12 protein-coding genes are annotated in these 15,398 nt (G+C 42.8%); 5 read left to right on the top strand and 7 right to left on the bottom strand.

Going from position 1 to position 15,398, the window contains the following annotated elements:
• Positions 1 to 143 precede the first annotated feature (143 nt).
• Genes ACXAH2_RS03435 through ACXAH2_RS03415 form a run of 5 tightly spaced genes read right to left on the bottom strand, consistent with a single transcriptional unit; the run spans position 144 to position 6,737 of the window.
• Positions 144 to 1,511 (bottom strand): sigma-54-dependent transcriptional regulator, encoded by a 1,368-nt coding sequence (locus ACXAH2_RS03435; RefSeq protein ID WP_475076718.1) that lies wholly within the window; start codon positions 1,509 to 1,511, stop codon positions 144 to 146.
• Position 1,512: 1 nt separating this feature from the next.
• Positions 1,513 to 3,588 carry an ATP-binding protein gene (locus ACXAH2_RS03430; RefSeq protein WP_475076717.1) on the bottom strand — a complete coding sequence of 692 codons (2,076 nt, stop codon included), beginning with the start codon at positions 3,586 to 3,588 and terminating at the stop codon, positions 1,513 to 1,515.
• 60 nt (positions 3,589 to 3,648) lie between these two features.
• Positions 3,649 to 4,599 carry an AEC family transporter gene (locus ACXAH2_RS03425; protein ID WP_475076715.1) on the bottom strand — a complete coding sequence of 317 codons (951 nt, stop codon included), beginning with the start codon at positions 4,597 to 4,599 and terminating at the stop codon, positions 3,649 to 3,651.
• Positions 4,600 to 4,634: 35 nt separating this feature from the next.
• The gene (locus ACXAH2_RS03420) at positions 4,635 to 5,312 is read right to left on the bottom strand and encodes a response regulator (protein WP_475076713.1); all 678 of its coding nucleotides are present in this window, start codon (positions 5,310 to 5,312) and stop codon (positions 4,635 to 4,637) included.
• Positions 5,313 to 5,330: 18 nt separating this feature from the next.
• The gene (locus ACXAH2_RS03415) at positions 5,331 to 6,737 is read right to left on the bottom strand and encodes an ATP-binding protein (RefSeq protein WP_475076712.1); all 1,407 of its coding nucleotides are present in this window, start codon (positions 6,735 to 6,737) and stop codon (positions 5,331 to 5,333) included.
• Positions 6,738 to 6,974: 237 nt separating this feature from the next.
• Here ACXAH2_RS03415 and ACXAH2_RS03410 point away from each other — a divergent pair, with 237 nt between their 5' ends.
• The 3 genes from ACXAH2_RS03410 to ACXAH2_RS03400 all read left to right on the top strand — a co-directional run bounded on the left by ACXAH2_RS03410 (position 6,975) and on the right by ACXAH2_RS03400 (position 9,018).
• The gene (locus ACXAH2_RS03410) at positions 6,975 to 7,868 is read left to right on the top strand and encodes an acyltransferase (RefSeq protein ID WP_475076710.1); all 894 of its coding nucleotides are present in this window, start codon (positions 6,975 to 6,977) and stop codon (positions 7,866 to 7,868) included.
• 99 nt (positions 7,869 to 7,967) lie between these two features.
• Positions 7,968 to 8,684, top strand: coding sequence for a YebC/PmpR family DNA-binding transcriptional regulator (locus ACXAH2_RS03405; RefSeq protein WP_475076708.1), 717 nt, complete (start codon positions 7,968 to 7,970; stop codon positions 8,682 to 8,684).
• A gap of 106 nt (positions 8,685 to 8,790) precedes the next feature.
• The gene (locus tag ACXAH2_RS03400; RefSeq protein ID WP_475076707.1) at positions 8,791 to 9,018 is read left to right on the top strand and encodes a DUF1289 domain-containing protein; all 228 of its coding nucleotides are present in this window, start codon (positions 8,791 to 8,793) and stop codon (positions 9,016 to 9,018) included.
• A 71-nt stretch (positions 9,019 to 9,089) separates the two neighbouring features.
• On the opposite strand, the gene ACXAH2_RS03395 is transcribed toward ACXAH2_RS03400, so the two are convergent.
• Complete coding sequence (locus ACXAH2_RS03395; RefSeq protein WP_475076705.1) at positions 9,090 to 10,331, bottom strand: glycosyltransferase family 4 protein; 1,242 nt, start codon at positions 10,329 to 10,331, stop codon at positions 9,090 to 9,092.
• 169 nt (positions 10,332 to 10,500) lie between these two features.
• On the opposite strand from ACXAH2_RS03395, the gene fabV reads away from it, so the two are divergent.
• Both fabV and ACXAH2_RS03385 read left to right on the top strand, forming a co-directional pair.
• Positions 10,501 to 11,703: an enoyl-ACP reductase FabV gene (fabV, locus tag ACXAH2_RS03390; protein ID WP_475076704.1), complete on the top strand. Its 1,203-nt coding sequence runs from the start codon at positions 10,501 to 10,503 to the stop codon at positions 11,701 to 11,703.
• A gap of 117 nt (positions 11,704 to 11,820) precedes the next feature.
• Complete coding sequence (locus tag ACXAH2_RS03385) at positions 11,821 to 12,351, top strand: hypothetical protein (protein WP_475076702.1); 531 nt, start codon at positions 11,821 to 11,823, stop codon at positions 12,349 to 12,351.
• Here ACXAH2_RS03385 and ACXAH2_RS03380 read toward each other — a convergent pair.
• Positions 12,328 to 15,384 (bottom strand): insulinase family protein, encoded by a 3,057-nt coding sequence (locus ACXAH2_RS03380; protein WP_475076700.1) that lies wholly within the window; start codon positions 15,382 to 15,384, stop codon positions 12,328 to 12,330. The two genes, ACXAH2_RS03385 and ACXAH2_RS03380, sit on opposite strands and share 24 nt — an antisense overlap.
• Positions 15,385 to 15,398 lie beyond the last annotated feature (14 nt).

Here is a 15,398-nt window from a genome sequence, read left to right as displayed (position 1 = left end):
ATTCTCATTAAAAAATATAAATTAATTCGTCAGAGTTGATATTTTTCCATCATAAGGCGAGAGGTGGGACAAATGAGGTCAAGGTTCCTGTGAGAGAATGAGCCTTTTTAATTGAGACCAAACGCCCTGATTATGGTTTGACGTTAATCCAAATAATCGCCGCGATTAAGGCCATATTTTTGCATTTTTTGATTGAGTGTTCGTCTGGGCAGTTGCAACTGTTCTAGAACGTGCTGAATGTTGCCTTTTTGTTGTCGTAAGCAGGCGTCTATTAAGCTGCGTTCGTATTCTTGAACCTTTACACTCAGAGGCAGAGGGCTTTGTGTGTTAACTTGTTCTTGCGCTTGATAGCCTGCGAGAATTTTAGCCACACTGGTGTTGGCTTCTAGAGCATAACGTAACGCCACATTACGCAGTTCACGAACGTTTCCAGGCCAGCCATATAATGTCAGTGTTTCTAAATCAATTGGACTAAGGGGTGTAAACTCTCCGCCTCTTTCTTCAATCGCGTGTCGACAAAAGTGCTCAAACAAGAGGGGAATATCAGCACCGCGATGGCGTAATTCAGGCAGATGAATTTGCGATACATTAAGGCGGAAGAATAAATCTTGGCGAAAATCGACCATATTTTGTAAGTCTTTTTTTGCAGCAGCAACCACCCTGAGGTTGATGTGAATGGTTTGATTACTGCCAATGCGTTCCAATTGGTTTTCTTGCAAAACACGTAACAGCTTAATTTGCATGGGCACGGGCATGCTTTCAATTTCATCCAAAAACAAAGTCCCTTCGCTGGCTAGCTCAAGTTTACCTATACGTTGTTTGTGGGCACTGGTAAAAGCGCCGGCTTCATGACCAAATAATTCACTTTCAAATAAATCGCTTGGAATGGCGGCACAATTAATGGCGACAAATGGTTTGTCTTTACGAGGGCTGGCGTCGTGTAAGGCTTTGGCAACCAGCTCTTTTCCACAGCCCGTTTTGCCATAGACGATGACATGAGCATCTATGTTGGAGAAGGTTTGAATCTGCTGGCGTACTCGAACCATTTGCTCATCTTGGCCAATGATGGTTTCCTCTAGACCATGCAGATCACCCAAATATTGGCTTTGATTGGCAAGTTGTAGTTGAGTTTTACGAGTTTGAATGGCTTTCTCTGCCGTTTGAATGAGGCGGTGTGGATCAAAGGGTTTTTCTAAGAAGTCGAACGCGCCTTCGCGAAGAGCGCTTACTGCAGTGTCTACATCGCCGTGGCCTGTGATCAGTATGAAGGGCAAGTTAGAGTCTTGTAATAAACACTCTGCCATGAGTGTTAATCCGTCCATAGGCGTCATGCGAATATCACTGACAATAATGCAAGGCAAGTCGGCATGAAATTGGCTGAGTAAGGTACGTGCGTCTTGGAACTCTCTTACCTCATAGTCCGATAGTCTCAACCATTGAGCTGTGGTTGAGCGGACAATGTGATCATCATCCAGTAACCAAATTTCTATTGTTTGGGTATCCGTTTGCATGTCATGCCTTTTGTAACACTAAAGTGAACACCAGTTCAGCTTGATTATTATAATTGGCTTGTAGCTTGCCATTCATGTCTTTTGCCAAATTAGCGCTGATGGCCATGCCCAATCCCAGACCTTTGCCAATGGGTTTGGTGGTAAAAAAAGGTTCGAAGATATGTGTCAATTGCTCTTTTTCTATGCCTGGGCCATTGTCTTTGAATTCTATCAGAATTTGTTCCCCAAGGGGGTCACTGCGCAGCGAGATGATGGGTTTGATGTCAGTTTCTGCGCAAGCTTGAATGCTGTTGCTGATGAGATTACTGAAAATCTGTTCTAAACGGCTGGGCTCGGCCAAAACTGCATCACATTCTGTTATTTGTATTCGGTAATCTAGGTGTTTTGCTTCCTCTCCAAGTCGATCAATAGCCTTGTTAAAACAGTCTTTAATTGATGTGGCAACGAGTTGTTCTGGGCGTCGATAAGCGAAAACCTTTAATTCGCTGGTAAGGGTTTGCATTCTGGCCACCAAGGATTCCAAATCGGTTACCACTTTTAACGCTTGTGCCGAATCTTGACGTTTTAATAAGAGTTCTGCGGTATAGGTAAGGGTGCGAATGCCTGTCAAAGGTTGATTAAGTTCATGGGCGATGGCGGTAGACATCTGCCCGATGGCGGCTAACTTTTCAGTACGTAACAGTTCTTGTTGTGCTTGTTCTAAGGCTTTAGTGCGTTCCAGCACGCGGTCTTCCAACTGAGCATTGGCTTCCAGTAATTTCAATTCAGCCAACTTACGCTTGCTGATGTTTAATAATGTTACGAGATAACCAATCTCATGATGCCATTGTAAAGGTAATACTGAGAGCAGGGCTGGAAAGGTGTCTCCATTGTGTTTCACTAACATCACTTCTTGTTCCAGAAAGTCTGCTTTTGCTTGGTAATCATGGTGAGGTAAAGAAGAAAGGAACTGGCGAGCACGTTGGTTTTCATTGGTGTCGGGAAGGAAGTCTAAGAGGTTATAAGAAATCAGTTGAGCGTCTTCACCAAAATAACGTTTTCCCATTGGGTTTACAAAGGTCACCTTTCCGCCAGAGGTTAACAACAACAGGCCAACATGGGTATTTTCAATCAACAGCCTCTGTTGCAAAGCGCTATTGGCAATCAGAGTTTGATTTTCAAGTTCAGAGGCGATTTTTAAGGATCGCTCGCGGCGATATAACCAAAATAAAAACAGCAAGGCAAAAGCGCCTAAACTGATCCAAGCCAAATCCCGTGCCCGTTTTTTAATGCTATCCAGGCTTGACAAGTAATGGATTTGCCACTGAAGATCGTCTAATAGTACTTCTTGTAATAGGTAATCTTGTCGGTTGAATCGGTAGGTTTTAGCTTGGGTTTGGTCAAAAAACTCTACAGTCCTTTGTTTGCTTAACCAGTCACTGGTAATGATTCGATTGAGTTTGTTGGCGACAAACACCAGATTATTTTGGTCTGTCATAAAGACCAAATCGTCCAGTAGGTTCCAACGTTCAATCAAGTCACTAACATCAATTTTAATGGCTATTGCCCCCGATAGATTGCCTGCGCTGTCATAAATTGGGGCCAGTGCTAAGTGAGCAGATTGGTAAGCAGCAGGGTTATAGCCTGAAATTAGCAAGTATTCCCCTTGATGTTCTTGCAGGGTTTGGCTTAGATTTTGAAGATGAAAATAATCGGATAAGGTGAAGTTGGGGGATTGATCGCTAGACAAGATGGCTTCACCTTGGATAGATAAGATAAACCAATCCTGCGTTTTTGAGACTTGTTTTAAATCTTCCAATTGGCGCTGCATTTGACGCCGAATGAAAGTGTTATTGGGATCGGACATGAAAGCCAAGAGTGTTGGATTGTCGGCCAAAGCATAGGGCAGTATTTGGTAGTCTTTTAGTTCGTTGCGAAGCTCAATAACATAATCTAATAGCCTATCTTGGCCTTGAGTATGCTTTTCGATCACTAAAAATTGATAGGCAAGTTTATTGACAATGATGAATAAACTGATTGAGCTGATCAAAGCTAGACTGACAAACCAAAATTTATGCTTTTGAAAAGAGGCGATCAATAAGTCTTTCTCACAGTAAGGTTTGTTAACACAGCGCTTACCAGAGTTTGATAACGAGCTTTAGATAAGTGCCAAACTGCGTAACAAAGTAACCCCAATACTGGTGGTAATCAAGGAGGCGAGGGTGGTGATGACGATAATATTCGCTGCCAAGGTGGCATTACCATTCATGGCTCGTACCATAATATAGCTGGCGGATGCGCTTGGGGCGGAAGACATTAAGAAGAGGACTCCTAATTCCATTCCTCGATAGCCTAATACATAGCCGCCAAAAGTCAGCACCACAGGAATAAAGATCAGTTTACCGCAGGATGACAATATCGCACCCAATAAATTCTTACGCATTGAGCTAAAACTTAACGAAGCGCCTGCACACAAGAGTGCAAGTGGTAAGGTCATTTGCGCAAAATAATCACCGGCCTTATGCAAGGTGGTAGGTAAGTGAAGCCCGAAAATGGAAAACACAAAGGCGGTCACAATGGCAATGATCAAAGGATTTTTCATAATGCCTTTGAAGATGCCTTTAAAATTGGTGCTGCCGCCAAGTCCGCGAGTCAGGCCTATTACTGACAATATGTTGAATAAGACAGTGACGCCTCCCAAATACACAGAGGCGACGGCGAATACGTTATCGCCGTATGCATTGACACAATAAGCCAGACCTATGATACCCATGTTAGAGCGAAATGCCCCCTGAACCAATACAGCACGTTCCGATTTGTCTTGGATCCAGATTGGCATAATGAGCTCTAAAGCGATATAGGTAACGATGACTGCCAGCATGGCATAAATCACCAGTGAAAAGTCGGTTTCACTGGTTAAGCTGGTTTTAGAAATACTGATAAAGAGTAAGGCGGGCAGGGTAACATTGAACACCAATTTAGACGCCGTATCGATAAAATTGTCATTGAGGATGCGTAATCGATAGAGAATAACCCCCAATGCCAATATTAAAAATATTGGCATTGTAATAGAAAATGAAAATGCCAATACGTCTAAAAAGTTGCCCAACTTGTTTCCCTTTTACTGTTTACACTTGATGAGGTTTAGTCGTTGTTTTCGAAACGGTATCCTGCGCCATATACAGAATGAATGACATTTAGTTCTGGGGCAACAGCAGAAATCTTCTTCCGCAATTTTTTGATGTGACTGTCGATGGTACGATCACTTACCACTCGGCTGTCGGCGTAAATGCTTTTCATGATTAAGTCACGGCCAAACACTCGCCCTGGTTCTTTGATCAAAAGTTGTAATAATTGGAACTCAACGGTAGTCAGATCAATTAACTCACCTTTGTAAGTAGCACGAAGGCGATCCACATCGAGATCAAAGCCATCAGTTCGTGGTGATTCTTCTTGATCAAGTTCAACGCGACGTAAGTTAGCTTTTACACGAGCGACGATTTCACGTGGGCTGAAAGGTTTGCATACGTAATCATCCGCGCCCATCTCAAGGCCGATAAGACGGTCGATTTCTTCTGCTTTGGCCGTTACCATGATGATAGGCACGCTGCTAAATTGGCGAACCTGTTTACAAATTTCCACACCATCTAGACCTGGCAACATAAGATCGAGCAAGATAGTATCAACTTGGTTGTTTTTAACGTAGTTCACAGCAATGTCACCACGATCAAGGTGATGATGTTCGTAACCCGCTTGCTCCAGATAAGCGCCCATCAATTCAGCCAACTTTGGTTCATCTTCGATTATTAGTATCTTGCTCATATCGTTACTCTTTCCGTATCAGTTTAAAGGGAGTTCTATTTTTATGCCTAGCCCGCCAATAGGAGAGTGGTAGGCACTGATGTTACCTTGATGACCGTCCACTATGTTGGTGCAAATGGCCAGACCCAATCCGCGGCCGCCAGTAGCTCTGTTACGAGAATTTTCGATGCGATAGAATTGCTCAAAAATTCGGTCTCTGTCTTCATCACTTACGCCAGGTGCGCTGTCTTCAAATAGAATAACGGCATTCTTACCCTGTTTCGATAAACTGACAGTTAGTTTGCCAGGCGCGTTTGTGTACTTTAGTGAATTATTTATTAAATTTGAGAACAGTTGATGCAATCTATTGGCATCTCCTGTCATCATAATGGGGGCGTTTTCCTGATCTTCAAATGCAATTTCAAGTCCCGCCTCACTATAGGGAAGTGTCATTGTTTGAACCGACTGCTCGATAATATCTTGTAATTCTATTTCTTCCATATCATAGTTCAAACTGCCCATATCATGCATGGAAAGCTGGTTTAGGTCATCAATTAAGCGCGCAATGTGTATGGTTTCGTGCTGTAATGACGCCAAACTTTCTGGTGTGATCTTGATTATACCATCTTGCATGGCTTCAATTTCACCACGTAAAATCGCTACCGGCGTGCGTAACTCATGAGCGGTATCTGCTACCCATCGTTTACGCGCCTCACGCGTATTTTCTAAGGTGCTAGCAAGGTGATTAAAGTCACAACTCAAATCGGCCAATTCGTCGGTCCCTTTTACTTCAATGCGAGTATCAAATTGGCCCGTTGCCAGCTTCTTGGTGGCCATGCGCATTGAGCATAAAGGACGGCTTAACCATTGTGCCAGAGGCCATGTCAGTATAGCGGCTATGGCGAGCATGAAGGCGGAGATCAGCAGGAAGGCCTCACCTTGTTGTTTAACGAAACGCAGAGTTTGGTCTTGTACCAGTTCACGAATGGAACGCAGACCAACGTAACCAACAATCTCATCATTGACTTTAACAGCGTGTGTTTCGGCACTGGCGAAAGGAACGGAACCGATAATGGAGTGCTGTTGTTGATCGTATAGAAGAAACCGCTGACGATAGTACTGTGATGGATAAATGAGATCTAAATTAGGTGTGCTTGGTGGTGGTACCAAATCGCGTAGGTTTTCCAATTTGGCCTTGTACCACTCTTTTTCCATACGGCTTTCTTGAACTAAGAAGTACCAGTCATCATAGTAGATATACAAATTAGCGGTGCGGTTGGCCATTTGTTCAAGGAAATCACGATCGCGTTCGGTTGCGTAGGAAACGAACCCACGGTCAAAGCTCCATTGAAAGACTTGCCACATGGAAACAATTAATAAGATGTTACTGAGAACAAAAACGGCAAAGAGTTTGTGTCGAATCTTTAAGCCTTTAAGAGCGGTCATGGTCGAGCTTAAATTCCTGTATTTTATCCAGCTGGTTCGGCTAGAAATGAGTCGTTGCGATATGAGATGAGTGTCTTATATCAAGCTAATTCGAGTAAAAATATGCTAATCGTATGTTTACTATACAGTTTCTAATGGAAACTTGGCTACTTGCTAGAGGTGTAAATAATGAGGATTTCCATTCTTCTATCAGCTTTAGTATTATGCGCAAAAAAATTATTCTAAAGAGTCTCCATAATGCCCAATTTATCTGCTGTTCGAGTAGTCTTTTCCTTTTCTTTGATCGTATTAAATACCTTACTTTGTTTCTTGCCGGTTATGCTTTTGGCCTTACTAAAATGCTGTTTGCCATTTGCTATTGTAAGAGCGCATCTGAATCTTTGGTTAGATCACATTGCGACCTTTTGGATAGCCATGAATAATCTCAATCAGCGCTACTTTGGTCGAAGCAAGATTTCCCTTACTGGACAACAAGACTTGTTGGCCAAAGATTGGTACATGCTGGTGGCGAACCATCAATCTTGGGTCGATATTTTAGTGCTGCAGAGGATTTTTAATCGTCGCATTCCTTTCATTAAATTCTTTTTGAAGAAAGAGCTGATTTGGGTGCCCTTTATTGGTTTGACTTGGTGGGCGTTAGAGTTTCCGTTCATGAAGCGATATAGCCCTGCGTTACTTAAAAAGCGACCTGATTTAAAAGGAAAAGACATCGAGGTGACCAGAAAGGCTTGTGAGAAATTTCAACATTTCCCCGTGTCTATCATGAATTTCTTAGAGGGAACTCGCTTTACGCAAGCTAAGTATGATCAACAAGCCAGTCCTTTTAAACATTTGTTGACACCAAAAGCAGGCGGTTTGTCGTTCGCTCTCAATGCAATGGACGGTAAATTACATCAGCTGATTGATATCACCATTGTTTATCCAAAAGGTATTCCAAGCTTCTTTGAATATTTGTCGGGTAAAGTTGCTGAAATCAAGGTGCACATTCGAACCATGCCCATTGATATGAATTTATTGGGTGACTATCAAAACGATGCTGAATATCGACAGAAATTTCAACAGTGGGTCAATCAACTCTGGCAAGAGAAGGATCAAAGATTTGCTTCTATGCTGAATAATCAGCCAAGCTAATTTGTGGTTGAGTGGTGGCTTTTGTAGGGCAAGAGTTCACACTTTCATGGTGAAGCGTTAGAATCACTTTTTTCAATCTGTAATGAATAGGAATACGTAATGGGCAGAGCCTTTCAGAATCGCAAAGAGTCCATGGCAAAAACGTCTGATCAAAAAGCCAAGGTTTACAGTAAATACGGTCGTGAAATTTATGTTTGCGCAAAGTCTGGTGGTATTGATCCAAATGGCAACCTAGCTTTGCGTTCATTGATTGACCGTGCGAAGAAAGACCAGGTGCCAACCCACGTTATCGATAAAGCCATTGATAAAGCGAAAGGTGGTGGCGGCGAAGATTTTGATACAGCTCGTTACGAAGGCTTTGGACCAGGTAATACCATGGTGATTGTGGATTGTTTGTCTGATAACCCAAACCGTACTTTTGGTGATGTGCGCACTTGCTTTAATAAGGTTAAGTGCAAAATTGGCGGCCAAGGTAGTGTTAGTCATATGTTTGACCACAGTGCTATTTTTGTCTTCAACGGTGATGATGAAGAAGCGGTATTGGAAGCCTTGATGATGGCTGATGTGGACGTGACTGACATCGAACTGGAAGAGGGTAAAGTGACCGTTTTCGCACCTAACACCGAATATGCAAAAGCCAAAACAGCACTAACGGAGGCCTTTGGTGACATGGAATTTGATATGGATGAGATTCAATTCATAGCGCAAAACATGACGGAAATCCAAGGCGAAGACGTGGAGCAATTTGAACGTTTTCTTGATTTACTAAATGACTTAGACGATGTGCAGCGCGTTTACCATAATGCTGAGTACTAAGATTAAACTTCCATGAAAAATCCATGGGGTCAAGGCGCTCTGTCATAAACGGGCGCCTGTTATTAAAAAATTGAAGGTAAAACTTTATCTATATCAAGGCAAACTAATGAACTCATCAACAGAGTCACAAACAACAAATTCAACTCAGCAAGAAAGGCTTCCTTCGCCTTGCGTGAATGTTTGTTATCTTGACGATAATGACGTTTGTGTTGGCTGCTATCGTACTGGCAATGAAATCAGTCAATGGGGCCGTTTGGCGATAGAAGGTCAGCGTGCCATTATGCAAAAGGTGAGAGAGCGTGAAGCGGCCAGCCAATTTGTGAGTCAGTCTTAGTATCCCTTACTAGGTTCGTTTTGTTTAAAGGTTTAGGTTCAAATTGACAAGCCATTATCAACGGCTTGGTATCATTTCTCAGAAGAGGTCTCTTGTTGATTTTTAAGTGTAATCCACTGAGACATGTATTGCGTGCTTTTTAGGCTGTGATGTCGCAGCATTTTTCCCCAAAAGTGATTGTCTCTCAGCACCTCTTTGAGTTGAATTTGTCTCAGTAGTCGCTGAATCAGTTGGTCTTGCCATTCGTTTTTTTGATAACGTGCGCTGAGAATGGATAAGCCGTTATTCTGCATCAATTGCCAGCTTGCTTGGTCTTGGTGTAGCGACACTGCAGCGGCAACAAACTCATCCATATCGTCTGTAATCACACCGTTCCAAGGTAATGGCCCTGCCATGGCTTCGGCGCCTATGCTGGTGGTGATGCTGGGTGTGCCCACTTGCATGGCTTCCACTAACTTGCCTTTGATGCCAGCCCCAAAGCGAATCGGCGCTAAACAAATGCGCGCCTCAGACATGACTTGTTTGGCATCTTCGGCCCAGCCTTTGATGTGAAAGCCTTGCTTTGGGTTATGCAATTGAGTGGCTTTGGGCGGTGGATAAGCGCCATAAATATGCAATTCGGCCGAAGGTAAGGCTTGGCGAATTTTTGGCCAGATTTGAGTTTTAAGCTGTAATACCGCATCCCAATTGGGCGCATGGCGAAAGTTGCCTATGGTGACAAAGTGCTGTCTTTCTGCGAAAGGCCTGAGTGATGTGCTCGGTGCAGGCGCTTCAAGCATGAATGGTAAATACATAAGGTGAGTGTCTGGTACTTGGAACGCTTTTTTTAACAGTTGAGTCTCGTACTCTGAAATCATTAAAGTAAGATCGCAGCGGTGTATGGCAGCAATTTCACGAACCCCTAAATCTGTATACATGTCTTTTAATTCAAAAGAGCGCTCAGCTTTTAGTGCCTGATGACGGCCATGACGCAGGGAATGTAAGTCTTCAGTATTGAGTACACGTAATGCATCAGGGCAACATTTTTCGACGCGCCAAGCAAACTGTTCTTCCATCATAAAGCGATCAAAGACGACAATGTCTGGCTGTAGCTTACTAATGAAATCATCAAAACTGTCATTATTCAGTTCGATTTGCGCCACATTGATATTAAGTTCGCTTAGATCGGCCATGTGGTCGCTGAGTTGTGCTGGGCTGGCGAAAGTGATGTGCCAGTTTTGCTGATAAAAACTTTGTAGTAATTGCATCATGCGACTGCCAGCGGCAGAAGAATTGGGTTCGGGCCAAACGTAGCCAATGACTAATAGTTGCACAGCGATCTCATTAATAGGGTACGGGGTAAAGAATTTGATTTTGGATTCAAAGAGAATCAGGACATATGGATTTGGCTATTGTATCATGGCGGTCACATTTGTGTTGTCTGTCTCATTTGAAGGGATTGTCAGGCAAGACGTAAGCAAAACATGATGTTGAGAAAATACTATGATCATTAAACCCAAAATTCGTGGATTTATTTGTACAACGACTCACCCTATGGGCTGTGAGCAAAATGTAAGAGAGCAAATTGCGCTTACTAAGAAAAATGGCGCCATCGAAAACGGCCCAAAAAAAGTACTCGTGATTGGTTCTTCTAGTGGTTATGGTCTTTCTTCCCGCATTGCCGCTGCATTCGGTTCTGGTGCCGCAACAATTGGTGTGTTTTTTGAAAAACCAGGGACGGAGAAAAAGCCAGGCACAGCTGGCTGGTACAATGCGGCTGCGTTTGATAAAGCGGCAAAAGAAGAAGGCTTGTACGCAAAAAGTATTAATGGTGATGCGTTTTCAAACGAAGCGCGTGATAAGGTTATTGAATTGATCAAAGCGGATCTTGGTCAAGTGGATATGGTGGTTTACTCCTTGGCGTCACCGGTTCGTAAATTGCCAGATACGGGTGAAGTCATACGCTCTGTATTGAAGCCAATTGGTCAGCCATATCGCTCAACAGCCATCGATACTAACAAAGACGTTATTATTGATGCAGAGATTGAGCCAGCGACAGAGGAAGAAGTGGCTGCTACGACCACCGTAATGGGTGGTCAAGATTGGGAATTATGGATGTCAGCGTTACTTGAGGCTGGAGTGCTTGCTGAAGGTGCGCGCACGGTGGCTTATTCTTATATTGGCTCTGACATCACTTGGCCTATTTACTGGCACGGTGCTTTGGGTAAGGCGAAAGAAGATTTGGATCGTGCTGCCGCAACCATCAACACGCAATTGTCTGCCCTTAATGGTGGTGCTAATGTGGCAGTGTTGAAGTCAGTCGTTACCCAAGCGTCTTCGGCCATTCCAGTGATGCCTTTATATTTGGCAATGGTATTCAAGGTAATGCGTGAAAAAGGCCTGCACGAAGGTTGTATGGATCAAATTTATCGCATGTTTGCTGAGCGCTTGTTCAACAATCATAATCCCGCAGAATTAGCAGATGATATGAACCGTTTGCGCTTGGATGATTGGGAGTTGCGTGAAGACGTACAACAAGCTTGTCGCGATCTGTGGCCGCAAGTCAATGATGAAAACTTGTTTGCAAAGACGGATTATCAGCTTTACAAAGATGAGTTCTTGAAGTTGTTCGGCTTTGGTGTGGATGGTGTGGATTACGAAGCTGACGTCAATCCAGACGTGCAGTTTGATGTGATTACACTGTAAAGACATTCAAGCTAGACGAATAAATTCCGATAAAAAGGAGTTCAGAGCAATCTGAACTCCTTTTTTATTGTCTGTATATCTCTTATAGTGTGAATAAGGGAATGTTTTGGTAGAGCTATGAAACCTGTTTATTGTTTGTTGTGTTTTGTTTCTTCGGTGAGTTTGGCGCAAACGATCGAACGTCAGCCTGTGGAAATTATTTATGGTAATCAGGTGATCCGTGCTGAGCATCAAGTGGTGTTGAGTTCCAAAGAAGAAGTGTCTGTCATTCCTGTTGATCAAGCGAGGGAAGCATATCAGCCTAATCTGGTTATTTCTCCTGGTACTTCTGGTCTTACCTATCTTGAAGAAAATGCCATCTCTGGGCGAGAACAAGCCATCTACGATGAAGTGAATAAGCGTACCAAAGAAGCGCCTTTTACTGTGTTGTTTACCGGAAATGTGCCTGAAGAGATTGAAGAAAGGCGTTTGCGTATGATGCCTGAAATAGGCTTATTAAATGAAGGTGGTGACAACATAACTGAAGAGATAAAGCCCGATGTAGGGGATTTTGCGCCAATTGGTCAAGGTGCGATTCCGCTTCCTTCTGGTGGTGGCGAAACCTTGAAGGCCAAAGAGAGAAAATTAGAGGCTTTGATTGGCGGCTGAGGTTTCCTGCCAACCATGTTGTGTGAGCCAAGTGTCATCTATTGGCTTGTTGTGTACAAGAATTCTTGTCGTTTGATTGGATTCGATCTTTTCCGTTAAAAATGCCATAAAATCGTCTTTCGTTATACTCTTGATGGAGTCTATCCACTCTTCTTGTGTTTTGAAATTTGGTGTGGATTTGGCGATCTGATGCCATTCTTTTAAGGCATTCTCAGCTAAATTTTTTGCTTTACGTGTGACCTCTAATAGCAGGCTGGCTTTAACACGATTAAAGTCTTCATCGGAGAGGTTTTTAAGCTTTATTTTTTGCTCATTCAAGAAGTTCTCAATAGCATTGATAATAGTCTGATTACTCTTGTTGGGTGATTGTACTAGCAGCCCTAGAATGGGGGTATTTCGTATGCTTAAGTCTTGCGTGCCTACAATGTAACCAAGTTGTTTGTCCGTACGTAATTCTTGATAAAAAGCGCTTTTAAGCAATTTATTGAGTAGTGTGAAGTGGCATTTTTGTTGGATGCTTTTGCGGTCTTCTTCTTGTTGATAACTGGTATCGATCAGGGTATACAAAATGACTTTGTCATCACTGTTGGATTGGAAGCGATAGTGCAGCTTTTCTAATGGGGTGATGGTTTTGGTTTCTATTTTTATGGGCGCACGCTCAATTAGTCGACCGGTAAAGCGTTGATAGAGTTTGTCTGCCAGTTGTTTGGCATCGTCGGAGGTAATGTTGCCTGTACTGTAACCAAGCAAATTAAAGCTTTCTCGAGCGTGCTTAATAAAGCCCACGTAGTCTTCAAAGGTGAGTGTTTTTAGTGCAGTGGTTAATGCTGCGGTTGTAAAGCTGTTTTTGGTGATTAGCGTATTAAAAGCGGTATTGGCATTGCGAAATGCTTGTCGATTGGCTTGGTTTAATAAGTCTTTTGCTAATTGCAGTTTGGCGGCCTTAAAGCGTTCAGCATTAGGTCGATAGAGAAACAATTGATCTACTAGCCAAACCAAATAATTTCCTTGTTTGTCTGAATAGCCATTAGTGCGTAAAGTGACGCCATTGGCGTGTGGATAAAAACTGTAACCTAAGCCAGCAACATAGGGAGAATAGGTGGCTTCACTGATACTGTTGTTGAATAGTCTGGTCCATAAACGATTGGCGAGCATGTGTTTGGCAGTGTCTGCGGCATGATCAAAGCGAAAGGCCAGAAAATGCATGGCAGTCGGTTTATTGAAGCTGGGATCAGATTTATTCCAAAATTGAAAGCCGGTTTGTTCGTAGATGACTTCTGGTAAGTCATTCTTTTGTTTGATCAAGGATAAGCTGTCAGGAATGAACACATTTTTTTGTGGCAGGCTTACTAAGGTGCTCTTAACGGCAGAATTCATCTCTTCCAGTAGGCTTTGGCTAAAAGAGTGATTGCTGTATTGAGTATCGTAATACGTTTCTTGTTGCCATTTACTGGTTTCGCCTGCCCAGTGTTGAGGGAAGTTTTGTTGACTGGCAATTTGAATCAATAGGTGTTGTGGTGTCAGTTGGGCCAATAAAGCATGTACTTCCTCAGCAGAAGCAGTGTGCTCCACTCTAAAGCTACCCAGTAAGTCCATAGCGGGTATCCTTAATAAGCGAGATGATAAAGCGCGCGCCAGTTTGATAGGGTGGATATAGCCTTGATTGTTGAACATGAGCCGACTGAGCTTTAGTCCTTCCTTCAAGTACATAGGATTGACAGGGGAGGATTTGAGTAAGCTAATGGTCGCAAAAAATTGCTTGGCGACTTCATCAATTTGCAGCATGCCTTTGTTGGTTAAATGAATTTTGACGGTAAAGAAGGCATTGTGCCCATAATCCTTACTGGTGGTGGCGGAGATGCGCGTAATGAGATCGTGCGCCTTTAGATTGGCGTATAGAGAGTGTTGATTTTCGTTGCCCAAAATGTAAGACAAATAGCGTGTAGGCTGGCTTTTATAGTATGAATTTTGTGCAGGGATTTGGTAGTTAAAACTAATGCTATTGTGATCTGAGAGTGAGCGGACGAATTGCAGTTGAGATTGATTAGGTTGAATCAAGTCAGGGTACTGTTTTCTATCCAACTTAGCTGACGCATTAGTAGGAATGTCTGCAAAGTAGTGTTGTGCTAATTTGGCAAGTGTTTCTGGATTAAGATTGGCGACCAGAACCAAGGCCATATTGTCAGCATAATATTCTTGCTGATATAGCTTAAGAAGCTGTTGTCTTAAAGGCTTGCCTGGTTGGTCTTTAAGAGTTTTTAAATTACCAACTGAAAAGCGACTGTAGGGGTGTTGAGGATTGATTAAAGTTTTTAGAGCCTGATTGTTACGGCGGCTGTCGGTTTTGATTTTGGCCTTGTATTCAGCGTCTACGGCATTTTTTTCTCGTTGTGTGAGGGCTTCACTGAACAAAGGGTGAATAAAGAATTGTGAAAACCTATCTAATGCGCCTTCATAGGCAGAAGGTTTGACATCAAAAAAATAGTTGGTGGTGTTGGTGCTGGTGTAGGCATTATGGGTGCCGGCATTGTTGTGAATAAAGTATTGATAGTCACCAGATTGTGGGTATTTTTGAGTGCCGAGAAATAACATGTGTTCAAGGAGATGAGCTAAGCCGGGCTGTTTTTCAGGGTCAGAAAAATTACCCACATTGACTGATAAGGATGCTGAGAATTTTTCCGCTTGAGGATCGCTAACCAGGAGCACCTTAAGTTGGTTTTCTAATATCACAAAGTGGTATTGATTTTGGTCAGTACGACTCTTATGTGGAATTTCGATCATATGAGCCAGCAAGTTATTTGTGTTTGCTAGGACAGTATCTGATGCTTTATTTGAGTTATGGATCGGTTCTGAAGCACTCACCTTATTTTGTTGGGATAATGCTTTGTCTATAGCCGTGTTTTGTTCTGCAAAAAGTGTGTTGCAGAACATAAAGTAAAACAATAGATGAAGTGTTAATACGGCTTTAATCATGATGTGAGAGTAACTGATGCCGCCAAGAATATGCAATGGGAGAGGGTTTGCCCATTGCATAAATTACGTAATTT

The organism is Marinomonas sp. ABL3_031, assembly GCF_056161265.1.
The sequence above is the reverse complement of the archived record's forward strand: the minus strand, read 5'-3'. Positions and strand labels throughout refer to the sequence as shown.